Source organism: Serratia sp. Ser99 (assembly GCF_024519545.1).
Lineage (GTDB): Bacteria > Pseudomonadota > Gammaproteobacteria > Enterobacterales > Enterobacteriaceae > Serratia > Serratia liquefaciens.
This window is the reverse complement of the sequence record NZ_JALJRT010000004.1, coordinates 390,825-416,379: the sequence shown is the minus strand read 5'-3', so window position 1 is coordinate 416,379 and position 25,555 is coordinate 390,825. Positions and strand designations below refer to the sequence as shown.

Annotated in this window: 21 protein-coding genes and 1 riboswitch; of the genes, 9 read left to right on the top strand and 12 right to left on the bottom strand. The window is 56.8% G+C overall.

The genetic code is table 11. From position 1 onward, the window contains the following. Positions 1-199: 199 nt before the first annotated feature. Together NR114_RS11745 and opgB are read right to left on the bottom strand one after the other, a co-directional pair. Entirely contained in the window at positions 200-1,660 is a 1,461-nt protein-coding gene (locus NR114_RS11745; RefSeq protein WP_234530603.1) for an AMP nucleosidase, read from the bottom strand. A gap of 164 nt (positions 1,661-1,824) precedes the next feature. Then, positions 1,825-4,128, bottom strand: a complete 2,304-nt coding sequence (gene opgB, locus NR114_RS11740) for a phosphatidylglycerol--membrane-oligosaccharide glycerophosphotransferase (protein WP_256824833.1) — start codon at positions 4,126-4,128, stop codon at positions 1,825-1,827. Between the two features lie 291 nt (positions 4,129-4,419). On the opposite strand from opgB, the gene NR114_RS11735 reads away from it, so the two are divergent. Beyond that, positions 4,420-5,151 (top strand): ABC transporter substrate-binding protein, encoded by a 732-nt coding sequence (locus NR114_RS11735; protein ID WP_256813509.1) that lies wholly within the window; start codon positions 4,420-4,422, stop codon positions 5,149-5,151. Positions 5,152-5,203: 52 nt separating this feature from the next. Here NR114_RS11735 and NR114_RS11730 read toward each other — a convergent pair whose 3' ends face one another. From NR114_RS11730 to NR114_RS11715, 4 genes are read right to left on the bottom strand one after another with little or no spacing between them, the layout of a single operon-like run. Beyond that, entirely contained in the window at positions 5,204-6,139 is a 936-nt protein-coding gene (locus NR114_RS11730; protein WP_149572689.1) for an ABC transporter substrate-binding protein, read from the bottom strand. Between the two features lie 28 nt (positions 6,140-6,167). Then, on the bottom strand, positions 6,168-6,935 hold the full coding sequence (locus NR114_RS11725; protein WP_046373164.1) for an ABC transporter permease: 768 nt from the start codon (positions 6,933-6,935) through the stop codon (positions 6,168-6,170). Then, entirely contained in the window at positions 6,932-7,687 is a 756-nt protein-coding gene (locus tag NR114_RS11720; RefSeq protein ID WP_116690190.1) for an ABC transporter ATP-binding protein, read from the bottom strand. Before NR114_RS11720 ends, NR114_RS11725 begins: the two co-directional genes overlap by 4 nt. Further along, a complete protein-coding gene (locus tag NR114_RS11715) occupies positions 7,684-8,364 on the bottom strand; it encodes a TenA family protein (RefSeq protein ID WP_256813511.1) in 681 nt (226 codons plus the stop codon). The genes NR114_RS11720 and NR114_RS11715 overlap by 4 nt, the downstream gene beginning before the upstream one ends. A gap of 65 nt (positions 8,365-8,429) precedes the next feature. Further along, positions 8,430-8,532, bottom strand: a riboswitch (TPP riboswitch). Between the two features lie 157 nt (positions 8,533-8,689). Here NR114_RS11715 and NR114_RS11710 point away from each other — a divergent pair. The 3 genes from NR114_RS11710 (at position 8,690) to gap (ending at position 11,843) form a co-directional block, all read left to right on the top strand. Then, positions 8,690-9,712: an LLM class flavin-dependent oxidoreductase gene (locus NR114_RS11710; RefSeq protein WP_046373166.1), complete on the top strand. Its 1,023-nt coding sequence runs from the start codon at positions 8,690-8,692 to the stop codon at positions 9,710-9,712. A gap of 67 nt (positions 9,713-9,779) precedes the next feature. Continuing rightward, a complete protein-coding gene (locus NR114_RS11705; RefSeq protein ID WP_041415496.1) occupies positions 9,780-10,754 on the top strand; it encodes a GlxA family transcriptional regulator in 975 nt (324 codons plus the stop codon). A gap of 78 nt (positions 10,755-10,832) precedes the next feature. Next, a complete protein-coding gene (gene gap / locus NR114_RS11700) occupies positions 10,833-11,843 on the top strand; it encodes a type I glyceraldehyde-3-phosphate dehydrogenase (RefSeq protein WP_044552338.1) in 1,011 nt (336 codons plus the stop codon). Positions 11,844-11,916: 73 nt separating this feature from the next. On the opposite strand, the gene NR114_RS11695 is transcribed toward gap, so the two are convergent. The 4 genes from NR114_RS11695 to NR114_RS11680 all read right to left on the bottom strand — a co-directional run bounded on the left by NR114_RS11695 (position 11,917) and on the right by NR114_RS11680 (position 17,151). Next, on the bottom strand, positions 11,917-12,705 hold the full coding sequence (locus NR114_RS11695; protein ID WP_046373168.1) for an inositol monophosphatase family protein: 789 nt from the start codon (positions 12,703-12,705) through the stop codon (positions 11,917-11,919). 24 nt (positions 12,706-12,729) lie between these two features. Then, complete coding sequence (locus tag NR114_RS11690) at positions 12,730-13,791, bottom strand: ABC transporter ATP-binding protein (RefSeq protein WP_048762334.1); 1,062 nt, start codon at positions 13,789-13,791, stop codon at positions 12,730-12,732. After that, the gene (locus NR114_RS11685) at positions 13,788-16,016 is read right to left on the bottom strand and encodes an iron ABC transporter permease (RefSeq protein ID WP_256813512.1); all 2,229 of its coding nucleotides are present in this window, start codon (positions 16,014-16,016) and stop codon (positions 13,788-13,790) included. Before NR114_RS11685 ends, NR114_RS11690 begins: the two co-directional genes overlap by 4 nt. A 106-nt stretch (positions 16,017-16,122) precedes the next feature. Continuing rightward, positions 16,123-17,151, bottom strand: coding sequence for an ABC transporter substrate-binding protein (locus tag NR114_RS11680; protein ID WP_020827657.1), 1,029 nt, complete (start codon positions 17,149-17,151; stop codon positions 16,123-16,125). A 219-nt stretch (positions 17,152-17,370) separates the two neighbouring features. On the opposite strand from NR114_RS11680, the gene NR114_RS11675 reads away from it, so the two are divergent. Next, positions 17,371-18,411: a LacI family DNA-binding transcriptional regulator gene (locus NR114_RS11675; RefSeq protein WP_256813513.1), complete on the top strand. Its 1,041-nt coding sequence runs from the start codon at positions 17,371-17,373 to the stop codon at positions 18,409-18,411. A gap of 204 nt (positions 18,412-18,615) precedes the next feature. Here NR114_RS11675 and NR114_RS11670 read toward each other — a convergent pair whose 3' ends face one another. Further along, positions 18,616-19,500 (bottom strand): LysR family transcriptional regulator, encoded by an 885-nt coding sequence (locus tag NR114_RS11670; RefSeq protein ID WP_020827655.1) that lies wholly within the window; start codon positions 19,498-19,500, stop codon positions 18,616-18,618. Between the two features lie 174 nt (positions 19,501-19,674). Between NR114_RS11670 and NR114_RS11665 the strand changes: the two genes are divergently transcribed. The 3 genes from NR114_RS11665 (at position 19,675) to NR114_RS11655 (ending at position 22,856) form a co-directional block, all read left to right on the top strand. After that, the gene (locus tag NR114_RS11665; protein ID WP_234530960.1) at positions 19,675-20,811 is read left to right on the top strand and encodes an alpha/beta hydrolase; all 1,137 of its coding nucleotides are present in this window, start codon (positions 19,675-19,677) and stop codon (positions 20,809-20,811) included. Between the two features lie 143 nt (positions 20,812-20,954). Then, positions 20,955-22,148 (top strand): MFS transporter, encoded by a 1,194-nt coding sequence (locus NR114_RS11660; protein ID WP_041415494.1) that lies wholly within the window; start codon positions 20,955-20,957, stop codon positions 22,146-22,148. A gap of 333 nt (positions 22,149-22,481) precedes the next feature. Then, positions 22,482-22,856 carry a cell envelope integrity TolA C-terminal domain-containing protein gene (locus tag NR114_RS11655; protein ID WP_071888909.1) on the top strand — a complete coding sequence of 125 codons (375 nt, stop codon included), beginning with the start codon at positions 22,482-22,484 and terminating at the stop codon, positions 22,854-22,856. Positions 22,857-22,953: 97 nt separating this feature from the next. Here NR114_RS11655 and NR114_RS11650 read toward each other — a convergent pair whose 3' ends face one another. After that, positions 22,954-24,150, bottom strand: coding sequence for an MFS transporter (locus NR114_RS11650; protein WP_256813515.1), 1,197 nt, complete (start codon positions 24,148-24,150; stop codon positions 22,954-22,956). Positions 24,151-24,253: 103 nt separating this feature from the next. On the opposite strand from NR114_RS11650, the gene NR114_RS11645 reads away from it, so the two are divergent. Further along, positions 24,254-25,171 carry a LysR family transcriptional regulator gene (locus tag NR114_RS11645; RefSeq protein ID WP_234531077.1) on the top strand — a complete coding sequence of 306 codons (918 nt, stop codon included), beginning with the start codon at positions 24,254-24,256 and terminating at the stop codon, positions 25,169-25,171. Positions 25,172-25,555: the final 384 nt, after the last annotated feature.

Here is a 25,555-nt window from a genome sequence, read left to right as displayed (position 1 = left end):
GAGAGTCGTTGGCGCAGCCAACCGTCTGATAGGGCAAAGGCGCGGGTTGCAAGGGACCGCGCCTACGGTCCCTTGCTCGGTCGGAGTTTCAGAACCTCATGGAGCTTTACCCGTTTATCGACCGAAAAAACATCGAACTGGCCTAAAAAACACCTTAAGTGAACGGCATTGTGCCGAAGCGGGTCCAGATCCTTCGCCATCAGCGGAACGGCGGCTCGTTAAAGGTACGCAGCTTGCGGGAATGCAGGCGATCGCCCTCGGCGCGCAGCAGGTCGATAGCACAGATACCGATCTGCAGGTGTTCCGAAATGGCCCCTTCATAAAAGCGGTTGGCCTGGCCGGGCAGCTTGATTTCACCGTGCAGCGGTTTGTCGGATACGCACAACAGCGTGCCGTAAGGCACCCGGAAACGGTAGCCCTGAGCGGCGATGGTGGCGCTTTCCATATCTACCGCGACGGCGCGGCTGAGGTTAAAACGCAGCGCCGAAGCGGAATAGCGCAGCTCCCAGTTGCGATCGTCGGTGGTGACCACGGTGCCGGTGCGCAGGCGTTGTTTTACCTCTTCGCCGGGCATGCCGCTGACCATTTTGGTGGCGTCATACAGCGCACGCTGTACTTCGGCAATGCTGGGGATCGGGATATCTGGTGGCAGCACCGAATCCAGCACGTGGTCGTCCCGCAGGTAGGCGTGCGCCAGCACGTAGTCGCCAATCGACTGGCTTTCGCGCAGGCCGCCGCAGTGGCCGATCATCAGCCAGGCGCTGGGGCGCAGCACCGCCAGATGGTCGCAGATGGTTTTGGCGTTGGAGGGGCCGACGCCGATATTGATCAGCGTGATGCCCTGGCCGGTGCGCGAGATCAGGTGGTAGGCCGGCATCTGGTGGTTTTTCCACGCCAGGTCGGAGACCGCCTGATCCGGTGCGGTGGTTTCCGGCGTGATATAGATGCCGCCGGCGCTCGACAGCGCAATATAAGGACTGGCCGGATCGGCTATTTCGGCGCAGGCCCAGCGGACAAACTCATCCACATAACGGGTGTAGTTGGTGAACAGCACGAAGGGCTGAAAATGCTCCACCGGGGTGCCGGTGTAGTGCCGCAGCCGCGCCAGCGAAAAGTCGGCGCGCAGGGCGTCGAAGTGCGAAAGCGGGAAGGTGCTGGTGGCGTGAAACAGGCCATCGGCAGTCTCATCGCCAATTTGCGCCAGCTCGGTGGTGGGGAAATGCTGCGCCAGGCTGGCGCTCATCGACCGATCCAGCATCAGGTTTGAACCGTCGATCACGTAAGGGAAAGGTATTTCCTGCTGTGACGGCCGCACTTCGATATGCGCATCGTACTCCCCGGCCAGCATGGTCAACTGTTCGGTCAGATAATGGCGGAACAGGTGCGGGCGGGTGATGGTGGTGGTATAGCAACCGGTGTGGGTGAAACGGCCATAGGCGCGGGTTTTGGTTTGACCGGGCGATTTTCCGTCCCAGCTGACGCGCAGCTCAGGGTAAACAAATAGCCCTGCCGCACGGGTCTGCGCGTCGGGCAGACTGCCATGGCTGATAAAGTCACCGACCGCCTGGCGCAGCGCCTCAACCGAGGCGATATACAGCGCTTCCAGTTGTTCGACTGCCTGAGCGGGGGTGAGGCCGGTGCCGGATTGCTGACTGCTCATACTCTCTCCTTGGTTCTCCCGGCTATGCGGCGGGGAGGCATACGGATGCCGATATCAATTCACAGCAACAGGTTAGCCGAAGATGGGCGCAAAAGCTTTGGAGAAACGGCAGGGGGCGAATAAATTCGCCCCGAATAACGCGGACGCCGCATGCAGCGCGATGATCAGGAAGCGGGGGCAGCCTGTTCCACTTTCAGCGAGACCAGGCCAATACCCAGTTTCTTCGGTACAAAACCGCCGCTGGCACCTTCTTGTGGCTCCGTGGGGGCCGGCAGCGTGATGCTGATGTTTCTGGCTCCGGCAGGGTTGTCGAAGCGCAGCGTCACGGTGGTGTCCTGTTCGCTGAGCGTCACAAACTGTTCCTGATTGCCGACGCGCACCGAGATAGGTTCGCCGACGTTTTTACCGTAGGCGCGGGCGCGCAGCACCAGATCGAATGCTGATGGCAGCGGATCGACGTAATCAATATTCACCGTCGGCGCCAGGTTGGCGTCTGACCAACGGCCCCAGTCCTCGACGCTGGAAACACCGGTGATCGCCTTCACCTGTTCCGGCATGCCCGGCAGCATAAAGGCGATGGCGTCCGCGTGATATTTAACGGCGGCGTCGTCGACTTTTAGTTTATCGACGGCGCTTTGGTAGGCGGCGATGCTATCGTTTGGCGGGCGCTCAAAGTCTATTTTGCCGCGATAGCTGCCCCCTTTGGCCTGCACGATGTGCGGTGGGGCGGCCAGGCTGCCCGACGCGACGCAGGTGTCGGTGCTCAACGCCAGTTCTGGCGACCACACCCGACCGATTTCATAACATTTGTCGACCCAGACGAATTTCTCGCCCGCCCCCAGTCCGGCAAGCTGTTTTTTCAGCGGCGTAGACAGGTAGACGTTAAACATCGGCTCAATTTTGTTGTCCGTCACCTTCAGAATAAACGGCACCTTAAAGGTGATGCCGGAGAAGGTAAAGCGGTTGCCCCGATCGTCGAGACTGTAGTTTGTGATGCTGTTCGGGAAGCCCCATTGCTTGACCACCGCCGGTTTCCAGGCGTTGATTTTTTCGTCGATATTTAAAAACAACGTCGCCAGCGTTGGGCTGGACAGGCTGCTGCGACCGAGGCCAATGTAGTTATCGCCACCCATCACGTCCAGCACGGTGGCGCCGTTGTCCAGCGTGCTGCGCTTCTCGTTATGCAGCGCGGTCTGCGGGCGGGTGCCGTCGATAATAAAGAACAGGTTGCGGCGTTTCTGCTTGGTCAGGATGTCATAGGCGGTATTGTTCATCGCCAGATGGTCCGAAGACACCACGATAACGGTATTTTTGAAGTACTCGGACGCCTTGATTTTGTCGATCAGCGCGGCGATATGCTGTTGGCTGCAGGCCACTGCGCTCAGCGACCGATTCTCTTTATTCTGCCAACGGAACGACTTTTTGCTGCAGCTGGCGGAGATAAAGCCGTCCGGGTGATGGGTGTCCACGGTCAAGGCGAACAGCGAGAACTTTTTGTTCTGCTTCGACAGCTCGACGAATTTGTCGAACACCACGTCCAGCACGGTATCGTCGTACCAGCCCCAGTCATTTTTGTAGCCGGGGTCGCTAACCTGTCCGCGTAATTCCTTAAAGCCGTAGGCATGGTCAAAACCGTGCGATTTCAGGAAGGTGTCTTTGCCGGCGAAGGCCAGCTCGGCGCCCTGATAAAAGTAGTTGTCGTAACCGGCGGATTTCAGCACGTCGCCCAGGCAGACGTTTTCCGGGTAAAAGGTGGATACCGCGCTGGAGGCGTTGCCGTCAAAGGGGGCAAACAATGGGATACCGCACTGTGAGGACACCATACCGGCGATGGTGTAACCGGTGCCGGGCAGCTGTTGGGTATTGCTGAAGTCGATGCTGTTTTCGCGGTGCTGGTTCAGTTCGTCGGTCAGGCCGGGGAAGGTTTGTTGGTCGAAGTAGGTTCTCTCCAAGCTTTCAGCATAGATATACACCAGGTTCGGCGCTTTGCCCTGTACGGTTTTCTTCGGCGCTTTGTAATAGGTGTCAAAGTCGGCGGTATCGCCGCTAATCTGGCTCTTCACCAACAGCGAGATGTCCTGAAAGGCGGGAGTAGTGCCGACGGAAAACAGCGCTAGCAGCACGGCGAGCACGCTGTAAACCACGCTGCTGCTTTTCGCCTTGCGCCGTACCAGACTCCAGGTCAGCAGGGTGAAGATCAGCGCCAGCACCGCCAGCAGGCCGACAAACGGCAGCAGGTATTTGCCGACGCCGGCACCCTTCAGGCTGCTGGTGAGGGTGTAGATCACCGCATCGGTAATGCCGTCACCGGTAAAGTAGTTGCTGGCGATCAGCACCACGTTGAGGATCAGATAGCTGCCCAGCAGCGTCAGCAGGGTGGCCAGCCACCAGCGGTTGGCGGCGGCACGGGTGCGGTAGATTAAAATTGAGGCTAAAAAAAGTGCAAACGAGATTAATGCTGAAACCATCCACCGTACCCTGTCTGATTAAAAAGGAAATCTTAACTGCCCTGGCAAACGCCGCCGACCCAAGCACGACGCGAAAGAGGAAGGGTATAGCGCATTGAAAGCGCCAGGGTCAATGCGTGTTTGCGCTGCCCTGGCGTGGCAGAGTGCGATCGGTCGTTTTTGTGACAATAGTGTGACATGAATCACGCCGGCGAGGCGAAAAGCGGCTGAATGTTGCTCATCCGAGGTTTGGCTCTAGCCTTAATGGAGAGCGTCGACGAAACACCTACACCCTTTTTTCAGGAGAAAGCCATGCATAGCATTCCCGCCGCCGTACTCGATGATTTGGCCCCGCAGGGGATCCTGCGTGCGGCCATCAATCTGGGCAATCCGGTGTTGGCGCAGAGGGGGCCAGACGGCGAACCTCAGGGGGTATCCGTGACGCTGGCCGGCGCGCTGGCCCGCGAGTTGGGCGTGGCGCTGGAGTTGGTGATCAATGATGCCGCAGGCAAGGTTTTTGCCGCGTTGGAAACCGGAGACTGGAACATCGCCTTTATGGCCATCGAACCGGTGCGGGCGGCGCAGATCGCGTTCAGTGCGCCTTATGCGATCATTGAGGGGACCTACCTGGTGGCCGAGGCGTCTCCCTGGCAACAGGTTGCCGAACTTGACCGGCCCGAGGTGCGCATTGCCGTAGGCCAGGGAGCGGCTTACGACCTGTATCTGTCGCGAACCTTAAAGCAGGCGCAACTGGTGCGTGCCGATACCTCCGCCGACGCGATCGCCTTGTTCCTCGAACAGGGGTTGGATGCGGCCGCGGGCGTGCGTCAACCGTTGCTGGCTGCCGCAGCGCAAAACCCGGGGTATCGGGTGCTGGCCGGGCATTTCACTGCCATCCAGCAGGCCATGGCGGTTCCGCGACAAAAAGCGTCGGGGGCGGCCTATGTGCGTGATTTTGTGGAGCGGTGCAAGGCGAGTGGCCTGGTGCAGCAGGCTTTGCAGCGCAGCGGTCAGGGTGACGTTACCGTCGCGCCTTCTGCCTGAGGAGGAATGGCAGGGGCGCGACATACTGCGCCCCTGATAAAGCGAATAACCTTTAATTCAGCTCCACCGCGTATTGCTCCACCGGCGTGATTTTTTTGATCAGCTTGTTGTCGAACAGGAATTGTTCGTAGGCTTGATAGCGCGCTTTATCCAGCTTCGCCGGATCGGTTGCGAACAGCGGCAGGCTGGCTTGCCAGGCCTGTTTGTTCAGCTCGGTATTGAGTTCCGGATGGGCTTTGGCGAACGCCAGCCAGCTTTCCTGCGGATGGGCGTGCAGATAGTCGCTGCCTTTTTTCAGCGCCGCGAGGAATTTTTTGATTTTCGGCTCGGCCAGCGAATCGCGATTGGCGACGATAATCAGCTCGTCGTAGCTCGGCACACCGTAGTCTTCCACGTTAAACACCACCGGATCTTTGCCCTGCAGTTTCAGCTCCAGCGCTTCAATGTTGCGATAGCCGCCGATTACCGCATCGACCTGGCCCGCCAGCAGGGCGCTGGTCAGTTGGAAATTAACGTTAATCAGTTTGGTTTCATTGGGGTTGAGATGTTCATGCTCAAGCATGGTCGCCAAGGTGGCTTGTTCGATGCCGCTGACCGAATAGCCGATTTTTTTACCCTTAAGTCCTGCCGGGGTGGTGATGCTTTTATCCAGCGTCATCACGGTATTAAGCGGTGAGTTAATCAGGGTGCCTACGCGCACCAGCGGCAGGCCCTGATCGGCAAAAAAGTGCAGCTGCGGCTGGTAGGTGATGGCCAAATCGGCCTGTTTTGCCGCCACCAGGCGCGGCGGCAGCGCCGGGTCGGAAGGGGGCACAATCTTGACGTCCAACCCTTCGGCCTTGAAGGCGCCGATCTGCTCGGCCACCATGATGGGCGCGTGGTCGGGGTTAATATACCAGTCGAGCACCAGCGTCAGTTTTTCCGCGGCATTGGCCTGGCTTGCCAGCATGGCGCCGAGCAGCAGCCCGCAGACGGTATTTTTAAGCATGGTTGTTACCCTTGTTGTTGTGAGGCGATCAATCATTTTCCGGTGCCCAGTCGATCAGGCGCAGCAATAGCGCGTCTACCGTCACCCATAGCAAGACGGTCATCAGCACCAAAATAAACAGCGCGGCAAAGCAGATGTCGGTCTGCATGCGCGCGTTGGCGTTAAGCATGACGTAACCCAGGCCTTCCGCCGAGCCAACCCATTCGCCGATGATGGCGCCGATAGGGGCGACGGCGGCGGCCATCCGCAGCCCGGAACCGAAAGCCGGTAGCGCCGCCATCAGCCGTACGTGGCGCAGTTGGGCCCAGGGAGAAGCACGTAGGGTACGGGCCAGATCGAGATAATCGTTATTGACCCGGCGTAGCCCATCGAAGAAGGCGGAAGTCACCGGGAAGAAAATCACCAGCACCGCCATCACCACTTTGGCGCTCATGCCAAAGCCGAACCACAGCACCAACAGCGGCGCCAGCGCAAACACCGGTATCGCCTGGCTGGTCAGCACCAACGGCATCAACCAGCGCTGCAGGCGCGGCGAAAAGATCATGCACAGCGCCAGCGTGGCACCGAGTAAAACCCCGGCCAGCAAACCGCAGGCGATCTCCGAGGCGGTGATCAGCGTGTGATAAGCGAGGTACGCCCGGTTGTCCCACAGCGCCTGTGCCACCGCCGAGGGGGAGGGCAACAGGAAGGCGGGGATATCGCCCAGCGTGACCAGTGCCCACAGCAGCAACAGGCCGGCGAACACCGTCAGGCTGCGACGCATCCGCGACAGACGGCTTTCAGGGAGGGTTTTCATCCGGCGGCCCTCACCAGTTGCAGCAGCAACTCGCTCTGGCTTTTCAGCAGTTGAGGATTGTCCGGCGCTCGCGGCGGTAAGCCCTCGATAACATGACTGTCGTCCAGCCCCGCCGGATAACGGGACAGCACCAGCAGGCGGTGGCTAAGGCGGCAGGCCTCCATGGGGTCGTGGGTGATCAGCAGCACGGTATGCTGCGCCAGCAGTTCGGCGGCCAGCTGCTGGATCATGGCGCGGGTGATGGTATCCAGCGCAGAGAAGGGTTCATCCATCAACACAATCGGCTGGCGCTCATACAGCGTGCGGGCAATAGCGGCACGTTGACGCATGCCACCGGACAGCGCGGCGGGCAAGCTGCGGCCATAGCCGTTCAAGCCCACGCGTTCCCGCAGATGTTCCGCCCAGGCGCGGTCGACCTTTTCGCCGCGCAGCCGCGCGCCAAGGCTAATATTTTCGTCAATTGTCAGCCAAGGATAGAGCAGATCCTTTTGCCCCATATAGGCGATACGTCCGGCGATCGGCAGGCCGTCGCTGCCGATAACCGTACCGGATGTGGGTTTCGCCAGCCCGGCGATGATCTTCAGCAGGCTGGTTTTCCCCGCGCCGCTGGCACCGAGCAGGGCAACGAAGCTGCCGCCGGCGATATCGAAATTCAGACCATCGAAAATCACCTGCTGACCAAAGCGCAGGGTCAGATCCCGTACCTGAATACCGGGCCGTGCATTGCCGTGCTGCGTGTCGCCGAGGCTCATTGGGCATTCAACCCCATCTGCCAGAAGGCGGATTCCAGGCGGGTGGCGGTGGTGAAAATCGCCGACAGTTCGTTCAGGCGGCTTGGGGCACCCCGCTGGAGGCCAACGTTTTCCAGCAGGTCGAGGGAGGCTTGTACGCCGCTCAGATAGGCGGGATCACCATAGTTGCGGATCCACGAGGCATAGGGATTGCCTTCCATCACGGTGTTGGGATCGTTGAGCAGGCGCAGGCCGATTTCGGCATAGCCAGCGACGCAGGGCATTAACGCTGCCAGCAGATCCAGAGCATCTCCGGCGTGGCCGATATCGAGCACATAGCGGGTGTAATTGAGGGTTTCCGACGCTTCGGGTTCGGCGGCTATCTGCGGTTCGCTCAATCCCCAGTCGGCACAATAGGCCAGGTGCAGGGGCAGTTCGGCGACAATCGCATTGAGCGAAGCGGTAGCGGCACGCATTTCCGGCAGGGTGCGCAGTTTGCTGACCAGCAGGGCATAGGCGCGGGCAAAGTGGATCAGGAACAGATAATCCTGCGTCAGATAGCGGCGAAAAGCGGGTTCCGGCAGCGTACCGGCGGCCAGTTGCTGAATAAAGGGGTGTGCCACATAGTCCTGCCAGTCACCGCCGGCCTGTTGGCGCAGCTTGCCGTAAAGACCGTTATCGAATAAGGGAGTAAACATGGGACCTCCAAAAGTGAGTGGAGATCCGGGCGCGCTGAGGTGAGGTATGAACAGGCAACCGCCGTGAGGGGATTGCCGACCGTCCCTTCGCTGGCATGACCCAGATCAGGTTCAAAGGGTTCGGCTTGCGCCATCTCAGCCCGTAACAGGACACCCCTCGGAGGAGCCTGTTATACGATATTTACTTTTTGATTACAATGCTCAGGCAGTGTGGCGTCGTGGCGTAAAAGGATCCGTTTAGTGCGATCGGCCACGATATTTCTGGCCGGAAGGGGGCGATTTTTGTCACTGTAATCCGGTCATTAATGAATCTAAGGATCACCCCATGAAGAAAATCGGCTTCCTTTCTTTCGGCCACTGGACGCCTTCGTCGCAGTCGGGCACCCGTTCGGCGGCAGATGCGCTGCTGCAATCCATTGATCTTGCCGTTGCGGCAGAGGAGCTGGGGGCGGATGGGGCTTATTTTCGCGTACACCACTTTGCCCGCCAGCTTGCCTCGCCATTCCCGCTGTTGGCGGCCATCGGCGCCAAAACCCAGCGTATTGAGATCGGCACCGGCGTGATCGACATGCGCTATGAAAATCCGCTTTATATGGTCGAAGATGCCTGCGCCGCCGACCTGATTTCCGGCGGGCGGCTGCAACTGGGCATCAGCCGCGGTTCTCCCGAACAGGTGATTGATGGCTGGCGTTATTTTGGTTATACGCCTGCCGAAGGCGAGACCGAAGCCGATATGGCGCGCCGCCATACCGACGTCCTGTTGGAAGCGCTGCGTGGCGAAGGTTTTGCTGAACCTAACCCGCAACCGATGTTCCCGAACCCGCCGGGCTTGCTGCGGGTAGAACCTTTCTCCGCCGGGCTGCGAGATCGCATCTGGTGGGGCGCCAGCTCAAACGCCACGGCGATCTGGGCGGCGAAGCTGGGTATGAATCTGCAAAGCTCAACGCTGAAAAACGACGAAACCGGCGAGCCCTTCCACGTGCAGCAGGCCAAGCAGATCCGCGCTTATCGCGATGCCTGGAAGGCCGCGGGTCATGCACGCCAGCCGCGGGTGTCGGTCAGCCGCAGCATCTTTGCGCTGATGAACCAGCAGGATCGCAGCTATTTCGGCAACAGCGGCCAGGACAGCGATCAGGTGGGGTATATCGATCAGCAGACTCGCGCGGTATTCGGCCGTAGCTATGCCGCCGAGCCGGAACTGCTGATCAAGCAGTTGGCGCAGGACGAAGCGATTGCTGAAGCCGATACCTTGCTGCTGACCGTGCCCAACCAGTTGGGCGTTGACTACAACGCCCACGTGATTGAGTCGATCCTGACCCATGTCGCCCCGGCGCTGGGCTGGCGCTGATGAGAGAAACGCTTCTCAAAGCGGGAAGCGTTATTGACTTATTTTGTCGATTTTGTATTTTAAGGCCATGCATACATTTCTGATTATCGTCCCCGAAGGGGGCATGCTGTTCGAATCGGCGGGGATCGCCGACATCCTGATGCAGGCCAACCGCTTGCGGCCCGATGACGCGCCGCTCTACCAGATGGCAATAGTCACTACGCAAACCCACCGGGTGGTGCATGGCTCGTCCGGTTTGAATCTGTTGGCCGATCATCGCCTGGCGGATCTCGACCCAGAGGTGGAACGCGATACCATTATCGTTACCGGCAAAGGGGCGACCGAGGAAGAAAGCGCCTTTGTGGTGGATTGGCTCCGCCGTGCGGCCCCCAAGGCGCGGCGCGTGGCGTCCGTTTGCGGTGGGGCGATGCTGCTGGCCGAAGCCGGTCTGCTGGACGGCCGCCGGGCAACCACCCATTGGCGGCTGCTGGAAACCTTGCAGGCCCGTTTCCCCAAAGTGAAGGTCGAAAATGGGCCGATCTACGTGCAGGATGGTGCGGTCTGGACCTCTGGCGGTGTTAGCTCCGGGTTCGATCTCACGCTGGCGCTGGTGGAGGACGATTACGGTTTCGTGCAGGCCCGCGAAGTGGCGCAGGATCTGGTGATGTTTTTGCGCCGTCCCGGCGGGCAGGCGCAGTTCAGCCGTTACCCACTGAATCAGGCCAAAACACCGGGCCCTATCCGCGATCTGCAGAGCTGGATCCTGGAGAATCTGGCCGAGGATCTTTCCGTTGAGAAACTGGCCGAACGGGTTGCCATGAGTCCGCGCAACTTTACGCGCGTGTTCACGCGCGAAACCGGCATTTCACCCGCCAAATTTGTCGAAGAAGGGCGCTTGTACATCGCCCGCCAGCGTCTGGAACAGAGCTCACAAGGCATTGAACAAATCGCCACCAGCAGCGGTTTCGGCAATGCGCTCAATCTGCGCCGCGTTTTCGAACGGCATCTGCAACTGACCCCAACCGAATACCGCGATCGCTTCCATTCACGCACTTTGGCGTAAATTGATCTACAAACGTCATTTACGACATGCTCCCTGCGGCTTAAATTTACACCAGAGCCAATAACGAAGGAGTAGATCATGGTCAAAGTAGGCATTAATGGATTCGGCAGAATCGGCAGGAATGTTTTGCGTGCTGCGTTAGGTCGCAGCGACTTTGAAGTTGTGGCGATCAATGATTTGACCGACAGCAAAACCCTGGCGCATCTGCTGAAATACGATTCGCTCTCGGGCCGGCTGGCGGCCAGCGTCGAGGCCGGTGAAAACCAGCTGCTGCTGGACGGCAGGCCGATTCATGTCTTCTCTGAAAGAGATCCGGGCGCCATTCCATGGAAAAGCGTGGGCGTTGACGTGGTGATCGAAGCGACCGGTTTTTTTGCCGACAAAGCCAAGGCCGAAGTGCACATCACCCGTGGCGGCGCCAAGCGAGTGATTATCTCTGCGCCGGCAAAAGACGACGACATTACGATAGTGATGGGCGTTAACCAGGATCAGTACGATCCGGCCAAGCATCGGGTGGTTAGCAACGGCAGTTGTACCACCAACGGTTTGGCGCCCGCCGCGCAGGTGCTGCATCAAGCCTTTGGTATTGAGTACGGCCTGATGAACACCACCCATGCCTACACCAACAGCCAGGCGCTGCACGATCAGCCGGAAAAAGATTTACGGGGCGCCCGTGCCGCCGCGGAGTCGATTGTGCCTTACTCCAGCGGTGCGGCGAAAGCGCTCGGCAAGGTGATCCCGAGCCTGGATGGCCGCCTGACCGGTTATTCGCTGCGAGTGCCGGTGCCGGTGGTCTCTATCGTCGACCTGACGGTCACGCTGAAACGCGAAGTGACTAGCGAAGAAATCAATGCCGCTTTCCGCCAGGCTGCGGAGTCAGGGCCACTGAAGGGCATTCTCGGTTACAGCGATGAGCCTTTGGTGTCGAGCGATTATAAAGGCGATCCGCGCTCGTCGATTATTGATGGGCTTTCCACGCTGGTGATCGGCGGCAAGTTGGTCAAGGTGCTTGCCTGGTACGACAACGAGTGGGGGTTCTCTAACCGCCTGGTCGATCTGGCGGTGCTGATGGAAAAACGCGGGTTGTAAATGCCTCGCGGTCGAATATGTTCGTCCTTTCACTCAGGCAATAGCCCCCTCCAGGGGGCTATTCAACGTCAATTCAGAGCTGTGCAATACGCATTAACTCTTCTTTCGCCCCAGGGGCCACCGCCAGCACCGGCCCGCCGCGCAGTAAACGTTCCCCTTCGGTATTGAACGGGTGGGTCCAGCCACCGGCTTCGTTCACCAGACAGTAACCTGCCAGACAGTCCCAGGCGTGCATGTAGGGTTCGTAATAGCCCACCAGCCGTCCTGCCGCCACCCAGGCCAACATCATGGCGCCGGAACCGTTGCGGAAGAAACTGCCGCCCACGGCGGTGATTGCGGCGGCAATTTCGCCGACGCGTTCCGGTTTAACATAGCTGTTGGCACCAAAACCGGTGACGTGGTTTTGCATGGTGCGCTTGGGATCCACCCGCAGTGGTTTGCCGTTGAGGGTAGCTCCCGCGCCCCGCGCGGCCTTAAAACACTCCTGCTGGCAGGGGGCAACAATTACGCCGATCACCGGCTCGCCCTGATGGATCACCGCCACGGACACGCACCAGTTCGGCATGCCGTTAACGAATGGGCTGGTACCGTCGATCGGATCCACCACCCAGGTGTAACCGGAATCGCCGGGTTGCAGGCCAAACTCTTCGCCCAGGAAACCGTCTTGTGGGAATTGGCGGGCGATGTGTTCACGGATCAGCAGTTCAACCTCGCGATCGGCAATCGAAACCACGTCTTGCGCATCGCGTTTGGTTTCAATCACCAGGCTCTCGCGGCGGTTAAAATAATCCAGCGCCTTGGCTCCGGCTTCGCGGGCCGCCTGTTCTGCCAGCGTCAGGCGCTGAGTAATCTGTTCGTTCATCTTCATTCCTTAACGTTGTTAGGATCACTGGGCAATCAGTGCCAGACCCTGAGTTTTGAAGTCAATGGCCACGCGGGTGGTCGGTGCCAATTGGCGTTCCATCTGCACATCGACAATAAACAGCGCGCCGAGATCGGTTTTTACTTCATATTCGATATGGTCCCCAAGCCAGGTGCTATGGGTGACTTCGCCGTTCAAGGCGCCGCTTTGCTCCGGCAGTAGGGTGATAAACTGCGGGCGTACCGACAGTTGCGCTGCGCCGGGACGCGCCTTGCCACCCGGTACCCGGTACTGGCGGCTGCCGAGGGTGATCAGCGCTTCGCCGCCGACCACTTGTTCTATGTCACAGGGCAGGATATTGGCCTCGCCCATAAAGTCGGCGATAAACACCGACGCCGGCGAATGGTAAAGCTCCTGCGGCGCGCCCTGTTGGGCAATATGCCCTTCTTTCATGACGATAATCTTATCGGAGACCGCCAGGGCTTCTTCCTGATCGTGGGTCACATAGACCGCCGTGAAGCCGAGGCGCTGCTGCAAATCGCGGATCTCGGTGCGGACGCGGCGACGCAGCCGCTCGTCGAGGTTGGATAAGGGTTCGTCGAGCAGCAGCACCTGCGGTTCCAACACCAGAGCACGCGCCACGGCGATGCGCTGTTGCTGGCCGCCCGAGAGCTCAGAGGGCAGGCGTTGGCCCATGCTTTCCAGACCGACCAATTTCAGCCCTTCGCGTGCCCGATCCTGTGCCTCTTTGCGCGACAGGCCGCTGGCGAGCAGGCCGTACATCACGTTATCCAGAGAGTTCATGTGCGGGAACAGCGCGTAGGATTGAAACACCATCGCGACGTCGCGCTCGTTGGCGGGCAGATGCGTGACCTCCTTGCCGCCAATCAGAATACGGCCTGAGGTCGGGTGTTCCAGACCGGCCAGCAGGCGCAGGGTGGTGGTCTTGCCGCAGCCGGAAGGGCCAAGCAGCGTCACCAGCGTGCCGGGCTCGACGGTGAGTGAAAGCCCGGGCAAGGCGGTGAAATCGGCAAACTGTTTGGTGACGTTCTCAAACACCACCGAGCCGGAACGAATGGCAGTCATACGGCATTCTCCTGATGTAAGGCCGGTGGTGGCGTCACCGGCGGTGTGGTAATACGGATGGCACGGCGCAGGCGACGTTCGCCCACCAGTAGTTGGAAAGTGAGGATCACCGCCAGCATCACCACGATAAGCACGGAGGAGTAGGCGATGGCCACGCCGTACTCCCCGTTTTCGACCAGCCCGACGATGTAGGAGGTGGCCATGTTGTACTGGGCGCTGACCAGGAAAATCACCGCGCTGATGGAGGTGATCGCACGCACAAAGGCGTAGACCAGTGCCGCGCTGATGGCCGGTTTCAACAGCGGCAGGATCACTTTGCGCAGGGTGCGGAAACTGCTGGCGCACAGGGTCAGCGAGGCTTCATCCAGGCTGCGATCCAACTGACTCATGGCGGCGATCCCGCCCCGGACGCCGACCGGCATATTGCGGAACACAAAGCAGGCGACCAGGATCAGGGCGGTGCCGGTGATTTCCAGCGGCGGCAGGTTGTAGGCCATGATGTAACTGACGCCGATCACCGTGCCGGGGATGGCAAAGCTGAGCATCAACATAAACTCGAAGGTCTGGCGGCCGGCAAACTTCTGCCGCACGATCAGCCAGGCGGTGAGCAAGCCGACGATGGCCGTGAGCGGTGCGGCGATCAGCGCGATTTCCAGCGTGGTCCAGAACGAGTTCCATGCGACGCCGGTCCAGACGATCTGGCCGCTGTTCCAGTGGAAACCGAAGGCGCGAGCGTAATGGCCTAGCGTCAGGCTGCTGTCGAGTCCCCATGACTGCACGAAGCCGCCGATCAGGATCATGCCGTAGATGACCAGCGTGAACAGGCCCCAGGGGATCACCAACGCGTACACGCCGTAGCGCAAGCCCCGCGGCAATCCACAGTGGGTGCCGGAATCCCCTTTGCCGGTAACGGTGGCGAAGCTTTTCCCAGCCAACCACAGGCGCTGCAAAATAAAGGTGCTGAGGGTAAAGCACAGCAGGATAATCGCCAGCACGGCGGCGCGGCTCGGATCGTTTTGCGCGCCGACCACTGAGAAGAAGATTTCGGTCGACAGCACGCCGTGGCTGCCGCCCAGCACCATCGGGTTACCGAAGTCCGCCATGCTTTCGATAAAGCTGATCAGGAAGGCGTTGGCCAACCCGGGCGCCATCAGCGGCAGGGAAACGTAGCGGAAAGTGCGCCAGCGGTTGGCGCGCAGCGTTTGCGAAGCTTCTTCCAGCGAGGGGCTGACGCCTTCCACCACGCCAATCAACACCAGAAAGGCAATCGGGGTAAAGGAGAGCACCTGAGCAATCCAGATACCGGTCAGGCCATAAAGCCAGCGGCCGGGTTCAATGCCGAACACCCCGGCGAGCAGCTCGGTCACCACCCCGGCACGGCCAAACAGCAGCATTAGCGCCAGGCCGATCACGAACGGCGGCGTAATGATCGGCAGCACCGTCAACATGCGCAGCCCTTTTTTGAACGGCAGCGGCGTACGAGTGGCAGCCAGGGCAAAAGCCAGGCCGAGCAGCGTGGATCCGCTGGCGGTCATCAGCGCCAGCGTCAGGGTGCGCCAGGCGGTACCGCAGCTGCCGCCCTTCAGGCAGCTCAGGCTCCAAATGGCTGGATCCTGCATATTGGCGATCAGGCCGTCGGGCTTGAACGATCCGTCCACATCCTGCACCGAGGCGACAAACATGCTCAGCACCGGGTAAAGCACGAAAGTGGTGACCAGCGCGACCAGCAGCACAATGGCGGCGACCACAAAGGCATCGCCCTTCAGCACGCCGCGTTCGGCCAGCGCGAAAGAGAACAGCAGCAAAAATGTGGTGATCAGTAAAATAGCGCCGGCGCCAAAAGCGGGCTGGCCGTCGCTGAGTGCGCCGAACAGGTGTTCGCTCCACTGCCAGTTCCAGCCGCTGTAACCAATGGCATGGCCTTCAAACAGCAGAAAGACCACGCCGACCAGGCTGGCAGCGATCAGCAACTGCGAGCGAAAACGGCCAATTTTCAGCAGGCGAGCCAGTGCGCAAACCAGCAGCATCAGCAGGGCAATCGCCAGCCACGGGCGTTGAAACGTCAGTATTTGCCACAGAGCGGGTGCACTCGCCTGATCCTGCCACAGCGTAGTTAGCCAGCCAAAGTCGAAGAACCCGGCTTCCTGGCTGTACCAGGGCAGCAACAACAGTGCCAGTGCGCCCAGCACGAGGGCCCCGTCAAGGCGGCGGTTTTGAGCATTCATCTTAACCTCGAGAGTTCATATGTCCTTCACCGCGCCCTGCATGGGCGAGCGTGACCTCGCCCGGTTTATTACAGAGCGCATCGCATGCGGGAGGGAAGGGCTTGAATTACTGGGCGCTGGCGCCGATCTCTTTATCCCAACGGCTGAGCAGGGCCTTGCGTTTTTCTGTCGCACCGTAGGTTTTAAAGTCGTAGTCGATCAGCTTGATGTTTTCGAAGCGCGGTGCGTATTCGGAAATAGCCGCGTTGCGATTTGACGGCAACTGGAAGGATTTAGCGTCTTTCATGTGCGATTGGGCGTCAGCGCTGAGCGCCCAGTCGTACCACACCTTGGCTTCCTTGAGGTTGCGCGCGCCTTTCACGATCGACATGGAGCCAATTTCAAACCCGGTCCCTTCGCAAGGTGCAACCGCCTTGATCGGGAAGCCATCGACCTGCATCGCGACGGCATCGTGCATAAAGACGATGCCGACGGTGGTTTCGCCGCGTGCCGCCGCTTTCACCGGTGCCGAGCCGGATTTGGTGTACTGCGAGATGTTGGCGTTAAGCTTTTTCAGGTAATCGAAGGCCGGCTCTTCCCCCATGATTTGCACCAGCGTGGCGAGGGTGTTGTACGCAGTGCCGGAAGAGTTCGGGTTGGCCATTTGGATTTCGCCTTTGTAAGCGGGATCCAGCAGATCGCTCCAGCAGGCGGGCACCTTGAGTTTTTTCTCTGCCAGCAGTTTGGTGTTGTAGCCCCAGCCCAGTGCCCCGGCGTAGACGCCAACGGTACGGTAGCCGGCACTTTCGGCCTGTTTACGCGCCCAGTCGTGCTGCTGATCCAGCAGCGGTGACTGATAAGGCTGGGTTAACCCCTCGTCGGCGGCCTGCATATGCGGATCGCCGGTGCCTGCCCACCAAATATCGGTGCGCGGGTTGCGGGCTTCGGTACGAATACGTGCATAGGCTTCCCCGGCGGAGAGGCGCACCATACTGACTTTGATATCCGGGTGCTGTTTCTCAAACAGATTGGTCATTTGCTCACAGACCACCACGTCGGCGGAGCAGATCATATTCAGTTTCCCGGCAGCCTGAGCTGGCAGGGCAGAGAGTGCTGTGCCGGCGGCGAGGACCGCCATCAGAGTAACGCGTTGCATGGTGTTCTCCTTGGTTGTGTAGGGTGGCGATACGTTGTCGCCTATTCTTTTTGCACGTGTGTGCAAATAACTAGAGGATAAAAATTGTGCTGTCAATCGCGTGATGAAACAATTCAACCTACTCGTCACAAAAATGAAACAAATTGACCGCTAAAAATTTGCACAGCTTTGCAAAATGCGGCAAACTTTTCTCAGAGCGCGTAACGGATGGAAGTGAAGATGGCGATGGACAAGGCGATGATCAGTGCGAAAGACGTAGCGGAACTGGCCGGGGTCTCCCGTTCGGCGGTCTCGCGGACTTATACGCCCGGCGCAAGCGTGTCGGCGACAACCCGCGAAAGGGTGATGCGAGCGGCCGAAGAGCTGGGTTATCACGTTAATCATTTGGCGCGGGGACTGGTGCGCAACCGCAGTGGCATTGTCTGCCTGATTGTTTCGGAGCTGGCGACGCCTTATCGGGCCAGCCTGGTGCGATTGCTGACCCAGCATCTGCAGGATGCGGGAAAAATCGCCATGTTGATTAACACCGATCGCTCCGATGACAGCGTGTCCCAGGCATTGCAGCAGGCGATTAACTTCCGCGCAGATGCTTCTTTTGTGCTCTCCGGCATGCCGGACAGCGGCATCGCCCGCCTGTGCCACAAACACGGACAGCGGTTGGTGCTGATCAACCGTAACGATACCTTGCCCGGCTCGCTCAGCATTCGGCTGGATAACGAAGAGGCTGCCGGCAGGGTGGTGATGGCGTTTGCCCGTGCGGGCTGCCGACGCATTGCTTTCGCCAACTCATTGGCCGGTACGCCAAGCCTGATGGCGCGTGAGCGCGGTTTTCTGCAGGCGGCGGAAGCTGCGGGGCTGGAGGTGAGCGTCGAGCGTTTTGGCACCACCTCTTATGAGAGCGGCCAGATCCTGGCGCACCGCTTGCTGACCCGGCGTGAACGCCCTGATGCGGTATTCTGCGTCACCGATTTGCTGGCCTGCGGTTTTATGGACGAGGCGCGCCATCGTTTTGGGCTACGCATTCCGCAAGATCTATGCGTCGCGGGCTACGACGATATTCCGCAGGCGGCGTGGTCCTCTTATAACCTCACCACCTTTACCCAGCCGGTGGCGTTATTTGCTCAGGATGCGGTTTCCTGGCTGATGGCGGAAGAGCTGAAGGAAGCGAATACGATGCCGACGCTGGGCCAGGAGATACCGGGTGAAACCCGGCTGTATCATGCCGATTTCGTCTGGCGCGGCACCATTCGCGGTGCCTGACACAAACCCGTTACCCATTCGGGCTTGTCATCTGTCGATCGTTCTACAATGTTCTCTGCAAGCGAAGGGTAGCTAGAACGAGCCTCAAAAAGTTTGCGCGAAGTGGGATCGTATTCAAAGGGCTCTGACAGTCTGCTTTGTGCCTGGAGCGGGTGCTGTTTTCCAACTCTTACCCCAGCCTGCGTGTAACCTTATCTTCATCCCCTAAATTCTCAATGTATCGATAACTGCTCGCAGAGCGGGCGACACATTGCGGTGCGGATAATAGAGAAATGAGCCCTCCAGTCGCTGACTGTAGCGTTGTAAAACTCTGATGAGTGAACCCTGTTCTAAATCGTCTGACACTAACTCTTCCGGGACATAAGCCAGCCCCAAGCTCAGCCTGGCGGCTTTGGCTTCCATATAGCTGTCAGAAAACGCCCATTGACCCTGCGGCCGATGAGTGATTTTTTTGCCGCCCTGATTAAGTTCCCATGCGTACAGGCTGCCGTCGCCGAACTGATAAGCTATACAGGGATGAACAACTAAATCTGCGGGGACTTGCGGAAAGCCATAGCGACGAAAGTGATCTGGCGTACCGACAATGGTCATCTCCATGTCAGGGGAAATACGAACAGCAATCATGCCACTCCCAACTTCTGGCCCCAGACGTACACCGGCATCGAATCGCTCAGCGATAATATCGACAAATCGGCTTTCACTAATGAGTTCCAGTCGGATGTCGGGGTAGTGCTGCTTAAATATCGCAAGCTTCGGCAGGAGCACCTTATCAATCGCGTGCTGACTGGCATTGATGCGTACCGTACCTGATAGGGACTGGCGATAATTGGCCAGCGTGGCGAGCCCCATATCTAAAGCATCGAATCCTGACTCAAGGGTCCGGTAGAGTTGTTCACCGGCATGGGTAAGCGATAATCTGCGCGTGGTGCGCACCAGAAGTTGAACGCCCAGTCGTTCTTCAAGTTCGCGTACAGAGCGGCTGATTCCTGATTGTGCCAGGCCAAGGCGTTGTGCCGCGGCGGTAAAACTCCCTTCCCGCACCACCTGCATGAACAGGTATAAATCGTTATAGTTTCCCCGTTTAGCCATCATCCCTCCCACGCTACCGGCGTTAATATTTAGAACGAAATGGTATTAATCTTAGCATTTTTCACCCCCTAATCAGCACTATTACTGCTAACTATAATGTGCGCATTAGCAGCAAAGCACAGCAGCGCTGTCCGTATGACACCTGTATCTATTACGTTTTATGAGGGAATTTTGATGACTGCTTTCACCAAAAAACTGACAGCCGCGATACCCGCCATGCTGCTATGCGCATCATTAAGTGGAGTCACAAATATGAGTTATGCCGATACAACTAATCCTAACGCGCCTGTTTCGCTGATCGTTAAATGGGATAAAAGCTTTGCTGAAAGCACGAAAGTTGATCACCGTAAAGTGACCTTTCTGAACCGCTACGGGATCACCTTGGTCGGAGATCTCTACATGCCGAAGGATCGTGGCGAACGTAAGCTGTCGGCTATTGCCGTCAGCGGCCCCTTCGGTGCGGTGAAAGAGCAGTCCAGCGGCCTGTATGCGCAGACGCTGGCGGAACAGGGGTTTGTTACCCTGGCGTTCGACCCTTCTTATACGGGCGAGAGCGGTGGCTACCCGCGCAATGTCGCGTCTCCCGATATCAACACCGAGGATTTCAGCGCGGCGGTTGATTTCTTAGGCCTGCAAAATGAGGTGGATCGCCATCGTATCGGGCTGCTAGGTATTTGCGGCTGGGGCGGCATGGCCTTAAACGACGCCGTGATGGATACCCGCGTCAAAGCGGTGGCGACCAGCGTGATGTATGACATGAGCCGCGCGATGGGGCATGGCGTGGGCGATGGCAAAGACCGTTATACCACCGCCGATCGCCGTGCCGTTCTGCAATACCTGAACGCCCAGCGCTGGAAGGATGCGGAAAATGGTACTTTCGCGCCCGGCGGGCATGATATCTATGTGGATGAGAAGGGCAACGTCAGTGCGTCGGATCGTATTTTGCCGGAAACGTTACCCGCCAATCCCAATCCTGTTCTGAAAGAGTTCTTCGATTATTATCGCATGCCTCGCGGTTTTCATCCGCGTTCGGTCAACTCAACCGGTGCCTGGAATGCAACCATGCCGCTGTCATTTATGAGTATGCCGCTGCTGAGTTATGCGAATGAAGTCACTATCCCTACACTCATCGTGACCGGCGAAAAAGCCCATTCACGCTATTTTGCTGAAGATGCCTTTAAGGCGATCGGCAGCAAAGAGAAAGAGTTAGTGATTGTCCCTGGGGCAAACCACGTCGATCTGTACGACAACGTTGCGGGTAAGATCCCGTTTGCTAAATTTGAGCACTTTTTCAAAACAAACTTAAGATAATGGCCTGAAGCCGTCTGATATTTGCAGGCGACTGTTCATCGCCCGCACTTCATTCTCAACCACGTTTTTGTCGTTATTCTCTGAATAACGTCTGTCCCGGCTGCGGCTGTATCTCGCCGGGGTGATATAAAGAGATGCTGATAATGTCCATAGTAAGTCTGAAAAAATCACCCAATAAAACAGATGCATACTGGGGGGGCGTATTTGCCATGACGCTTTGCGTGTTTGTGCTGATCGCTTCCGAGTTTATGCCGGTCAGTCTGCTTACGCTCATTGCCAGTGATTTACACATTACTGAAGGGTTGGCAGGGCAAGGAATTGCCATATCTGGCGCGCTGGCGGTACTGACCAGCCTGACTATCTCCCATGTTGCCGGAGATCTGAATCGAAAATATCTTCTGCTGGGGCTGACGGTCTTAATGGCCATATCGGGAATAGTTATCGCCATGGCGCCTAACTATCCGGTTTATATGCTGGGGAGGGCTCTGATTGGCGTCGTCATCGGTGGATTCTGGTCAATGTCGGCTGCAACTGCCATTCGGCTCGTGCCGCAGCACCAGGTTACCCGCGCGCTGGCGATTTTTAACGGCGGCAACGCGCTGGCTACCGTTGTGGCTGCCCCACTTGGTAGCTACCTGGGGACGACCGTCGGTTGGCGTGGGGCCTTTTTGTGCCTCGTCCCCCTTGCGATGGCCGCGTTCATATGGCTATGGGTCAGCCTACCTATGATGGATATCGATAAAAAACAAAAGCCACAGAGATCTGTGCTTCGTCTGTTCAGAGTTTCTATCGTACCAACGGGACTGATGGCCTGCGGACTGTTTTTCATGGGACAATTTGCCTTATTTACCTACGTGCGTCCCTTTCTTGAGACCGTAGCCCGCGTAGGTCCTTCCGGGCTCTCTCTGATTTTGCTCGCAATAGGCGTAGCAGGTTTTGTCGGTACAATGTTTGTATCGACGTTCCTGAACGCCAGGTTTTATCAGACCTTAATCATGATCCCCCTGCTTATGGCAGCGACTGCCGGCACGTTACTGTTGGTTGGACACAGCATCTGGGCTGTTGCCATTTTGCTAAGCCTGTGGGGGCTGCTGGCGACGGCTGCGCCAACGGGATGGTGGACGTGGATTGCACGGGCGTTGCCCGAAGATGCAGAGGCGGGTGGTGGTCTCATGGTTGCGGTGATCCAGTTCTCGATTGCGCTTGGTTCAACGGCTGGAGGTCTGATATTCGACAGTCTGGGATGGCGAAGTACTTTTGGTTTGAGTGGTTTTTTACTTCTGGGGGCGGTCGCGATGACATTTGTCACATCCCGTCAAAGCAGTAAAGCGTACTAGCATAATCCATTTATTTCTGGCGTGCTCTTTGTCATGGGATATGGCAGAGAGCCGAATGTCTGCTCTCGCTCATAGCAGACGCCATGTCCCTCGGGCCAGACCGTTTGGTACCTGGGCGGAGGTAAAAACCGGTTGTACTAATCATTAGGGAACAATCACAGCTTATTAGCCCCCTCTACATGCTCAGAAGACGCATTTGAAACATCCAGTTGATATAGATAAATACTGGTTGAAAAGGTGCCAGGAATGTCTGAATAATATTCCTGTTCTATTGATATTTAGGTGAATTTGGAGCAATAAGTGGGAGCGTCTGAAACAGTAAATAAAATCGTTATGCTGGTAGTTGTGGGCAGCCTTGCTACGGGGTGCGTGCCGTTACATCCTTCCGGCTGCCATAAGACTACGGCGACGGGAAGTTGCAGTTCTGGCCGCTGGGATGATCAGGATGAATGGGGCGCGCAAGCGCGTGCAATCAGGGCTGCAGTTAATGCCAAACTTGTTGAGCCAGAAAAGTGGAAGGGAAGGAAATGCCGGTTGCATATAGAATTTGAACAGGATGGCTCGGCTTCAAACATATCAACTAGTAACGGCGATAAAGCATATTGCGAGGCGGTAAAATCAGCGGCCCAAAATGCAAAATTCCCAGTCTTCACCAACCCGGAGCTATATCGAGATTTTCAAAAATCCGGCTTCGATATGCGTGGTTAACCACATAATGATCATCTAAATGTCCGCTCCTCGCTCTCACCAGACCTTCAGCGTCACGTGTTTGTCTGCCGCGTGCCAACAGCGGACATTATGCTAATCAATGATCAGGTTGGAGCGTGCGTTTAGCCAGTTTCTTTTGCAGAATGATAACGATAATTGGGAACCCTGATGCGGAAATTGCACATATCGCCAGCAACGTGTTTATATTTTGTGGCGTCATGCCTTGATCAGGTAATAGAAAAGCGGACAGGAAAAATGCGACAGTTGCAATCAGATACATTATTGATGTCTGTAATGAAGAGAATCCCGCTCGATGCCCGTCATCAGGAAACTGAATCGTAACCGCCGAAGATGAAACCAGGCGACTGTAAGATGCGCCGAGAAACAAAGTGATAAATAGCGCCGCATGCGGATAGCCAAGGATGGGTATTAGCAAGCTCAGTATAAAGACGATGGTTGACCCTGTAGCCAGAATCAAAGTAGAAACACGGGAGGTTAACGCGCCTGTCATTTTTGTAGACAGGTACCCTGTAACACCTCCGCCGAAGAACAGCCAAGGCAACAGGTCTTGAGAAGCGCCCAATTGCTGTGTCATTAATGGTACCAGAATGGGAATGACCAGCATTGGACTAAACTGTACCAGCGCATTACTGGAAGCAAACAGTAAAGTATCCGCATCGAGAGGCAGCGCGTGGTGTGTGTCGAAATAGACTGGGTCTTTAGGGATGATGGAGACAATCAGTGGTAATGCCAAAAAACACAGTGTGCTGATTAACCACAAAGCGACATGCCAACCATAATGAGTGCACAAAAATAATATAGTGGGCATTCCTACAATGCTTACCATCGAAAATGACGCAATCACCGTTGCCAACATTTTTCCGCGCAAGTTAGTCGGTGCGTGATTTATCAATATACTGATACCCACCCCCATAGTCGTACCTCCAACCAATCCTGCACAGAATCGTAATGTAAGCAGAAGACTAAAATTGGAGGTGAATGTAGTCAAAAGTGTCAGCAGGCCGAGTAGTGCCATATTGGCGATTAAAAAACGTTTCTTATTGAAACCACCAATCCAGTAAAAGGCGATAATTCCCGACAGGACTGCCCCTGATGTGTACATACCAGATACATAGCCTGAGAATGATACAGGAACTGAGAAATCTGCTGCCATAAAAGCAAAAACAGGGTTGAACATCATATATTCCAGTGCATTAGTGAACTGGATAAAAGCCATTACAATAGCTATCCGTATGAGGGTTTTATGATTAAATGGCTTTGAGAGCAGTAGCATAGCAAGCGACCTATAGATGAAAGATATCCGAGTTTAACTGCTATCAATAGTGCTCATTAGATGGTAAAAATGGCATTTATTATTATCATATGTGGGATAATTAATGCGGTCTGCTCTTGATTTTAATACCCTCAAAGTGCTCATTGCTGTGGTTGAAAGAGAAAGTTTTGTTGGGGCAGCGAAAGTCCTCGAAATGCCGACATCCAATGTGAGTCGTTGTATTTCTCAGTTAGAAGAAAAACTGAATCTTCAGCTCATTGAGCGCAGCACCCGACATATGAAACTCACCCAGGCGGGGCACTTGCTCTATACCCGAGCGAAGCCATTACTGGAGGCGCTTGAGCAAACTGAGACAGAATTAACCTTGCGGCAAATGCAACTCAAGGGTCCATTACGCATCTGTATTCCCAATGAAATAGGTCCTGCATTGCTGGGTTCTGTTGTTGCCGATTTTGCCTGCCTGTACCCGGATCTGGAGATCAGCTGCGTCACAAATTTGTCCGGTTTTGAATCCCTGCGAGATGATCTGGATTTAGCTATCATTGTCAGCCGTGGTCAGATGGACGACAGTGACTATATAGCCCGTCATCTGGTGACTATCCCTTGCAGCATCGTTGCAGCCCCCTCCGTCATTGAGCGTTATGGCACCCCTTCGCGTATACAGCAATTTAAAGAATTACCCTGTATTACAACGGTAAGTGCACTGAAAGGTGCTCCCTGGCAGTTTGTTAATAACAAGGGGGGATTCGAGACTATTAAGGTCAAAAGCCATTATCGGGTAAACAGCGGAGAGATGGCTGGACGAGCGGCGATATCAGGTGTCGGCTTTGCCATTCTATCGAAACAAGCCTGCCAACCCTACATCAACGATGGACGGTTAATCGAGATTGATTTTGAACAATCGGCAGCCCCATTGCAATTGTTCGCACTTTATTCAGATCGGCGTTACTTACCCGCTAAAACAAGAGCGCTCATTGATTTCATGCATCAGAAATTGAGTAACATATCCTTCGCAACATAAGGCAGCATTGAATAGTCACAGAGAGCCCCGTTGGCGCAATGAGCCTCAAAACACAGAACGCCTGCTTCCCCTCAAAGCTGCACATCAACGTCTGTCTGCTTTAAAAACAGTCTTGGCGGGGGATGCTTTCCGTTTTGTCAGCGGATCCCTTAAACTACCTCGCGCAGGTCACAACCTATGGGCTATGACCATGCACGGCCGTAATTCTGGGTTTTTAAACGGGTGAGTTAGCGCCATTGCCGGAATGTTCATCGGTGTCTGTTGATAGAATCCCTCGATCCGATTCGCGCTGACGTGCCAGGTGCCCCGACGAACCAAGAGGGAGGGCAGCTATTCATACCAAGGAAGTAAGATGTTTTTGCCAGATTCAAGCTTTACTAAAAC

Coding starts and splice junctions, on each gene's coding strand:
- NR114_RS11745 (WP_234530603.1), bottom strand. CDS start 1,660: ATGAGCAGTCAGCAATCCGGCACCGGCCTCACCCCCGCTCAGGCAGTC.
- opgB (WP_256824833.1), bottom strand. CDS start 4,128: ATGGTTTCAGCATTAATCTCGTTTGCACTTTTTTTAGCCTCAATTTTA.
- NR114_RS11735 (WP_256813509.1), top strand. CDS start 4,420: ATGCATAGCATTCCCGCCGCCGTACTCGATGATTTGGCCCCGCAGGGG.
- NR114_RS11730 (WP_149572689.1), bottom strand. CDS start 6,139: ATGCTTAAAAATACCGTCTGCGGGCTGCTGCTCGGCGCCATGCTGGCA.
- NR114_RS11725 (WP_046373164.1), bottom strand. CDS start 6,935: ATGAAAACCCTCCCTGAAAGCCGTCTGTCGCGGATGCGTCGCAGCCTG.
- NR114_RS11720 (WP_116690190.1), bottom strand. CDS start 7,687: ATGAGCCTCGGCGACACGCAGCACGGCAATGCACGGCCCGGTATTCAG.
- NR114_RS11715 (WP_256813511.1), bottom strand. CDS start 8,364: ATGTTTACTCCCTTATTCGATAACGGTCTTTACGGCAAGCTGCGCCAA.
- NR114_RS11710 (WP_046373166.1), top strand. CDS start 8,690: ATGAAGAAAATCGGCTTCCTTTCTTTCGGCCACTGGACGCCTTCGTCG.
- NR114_RS11705 (WP_041415496.1), top strand. CDS start 9,780: ATGCATACATTTCTGATTATCGTCCCCGAAGGGGGCATGCTGTTCGAA.
- gap (WP_044552338.1), top strand. CDS start 10,833: ATGGTCAAAGTAGGCATTAATGGATTCGGCAGAATCGGCAGGAATGTT.
- NR114_RS11695 (WP_046373168.1), bottom strand. CDS start 12,705: ATGAACGAACAGATTACTCAGCGCCTGACGCTGGCAGAACAGGCGGCC.
- NR114_RS11690 (WP_048762334.1), bottom strand. CDS start 13,791: ATGACTGCCATTCGTTCCGGCTCGGTGGTGTTTGAGAACGTCACCAAA.
- NR114_RS11685 (WP_256813512.1), bottom strand. CDS start 16,016: ATGAATGCTCAAAACCGCCGCCTTGACGGGGCCCTCGTGCTGGGCGCA.
- NR114_RS11680 (WP_020827657.1), bottom strand. CDS start 17,151: ATGCAACGCGTTACTCTGATGGCGGTCCTCGCCGCCGGCACAGCACTC.
- NR114_RS11675 (WP_256813513.1), top strand. CDS start 17,371: ATGGCGATGGACAAGGCGATGATCAGTGCGAAAGACGTAGCGGAACTG.
- NR114_RS11670 (WP_020827655.1), bottom strand. CDS start 19,500: ATGGCTAAACGGGGAAACTATAACGATTTATACCTGTTCATGCAGGTG.
- NR114_RS11665 (WP_234530960.1), top strand. CDS start 19,675: ATGACTGCTTTCACCAAAAAACTGACAGCCGCGATACCCGCCATGCTG.
- NR114_RS11660 (WP_041415494.1), top strand. CDS start 20,955: ATGTCCATAGTAAGTCTGAAAAAATCACCCAATAAAACAGATGCATAC.
- NR114_RS11655 (WP_071888909.1), top strand. CDS start 22,482: ATGCTGGTAGTTGTGGGCAGCCTTGCTACGGGGTGCGTGCCGTTACAT.
- NR114_RS11650 (WP_256813515.1), bottom strand. CDS start 24,150: ATGCTACTGCTCTCAAAGCCATTTAATCATAAAACCCTCATACGGATA.
- NR114_RS11645 (WP_234531077.1), top strand. CDS start 24,254: ATGCGGTCTGCTCTTGATTTTAATACCCTCAAAGTGCTCATTGCTGTG.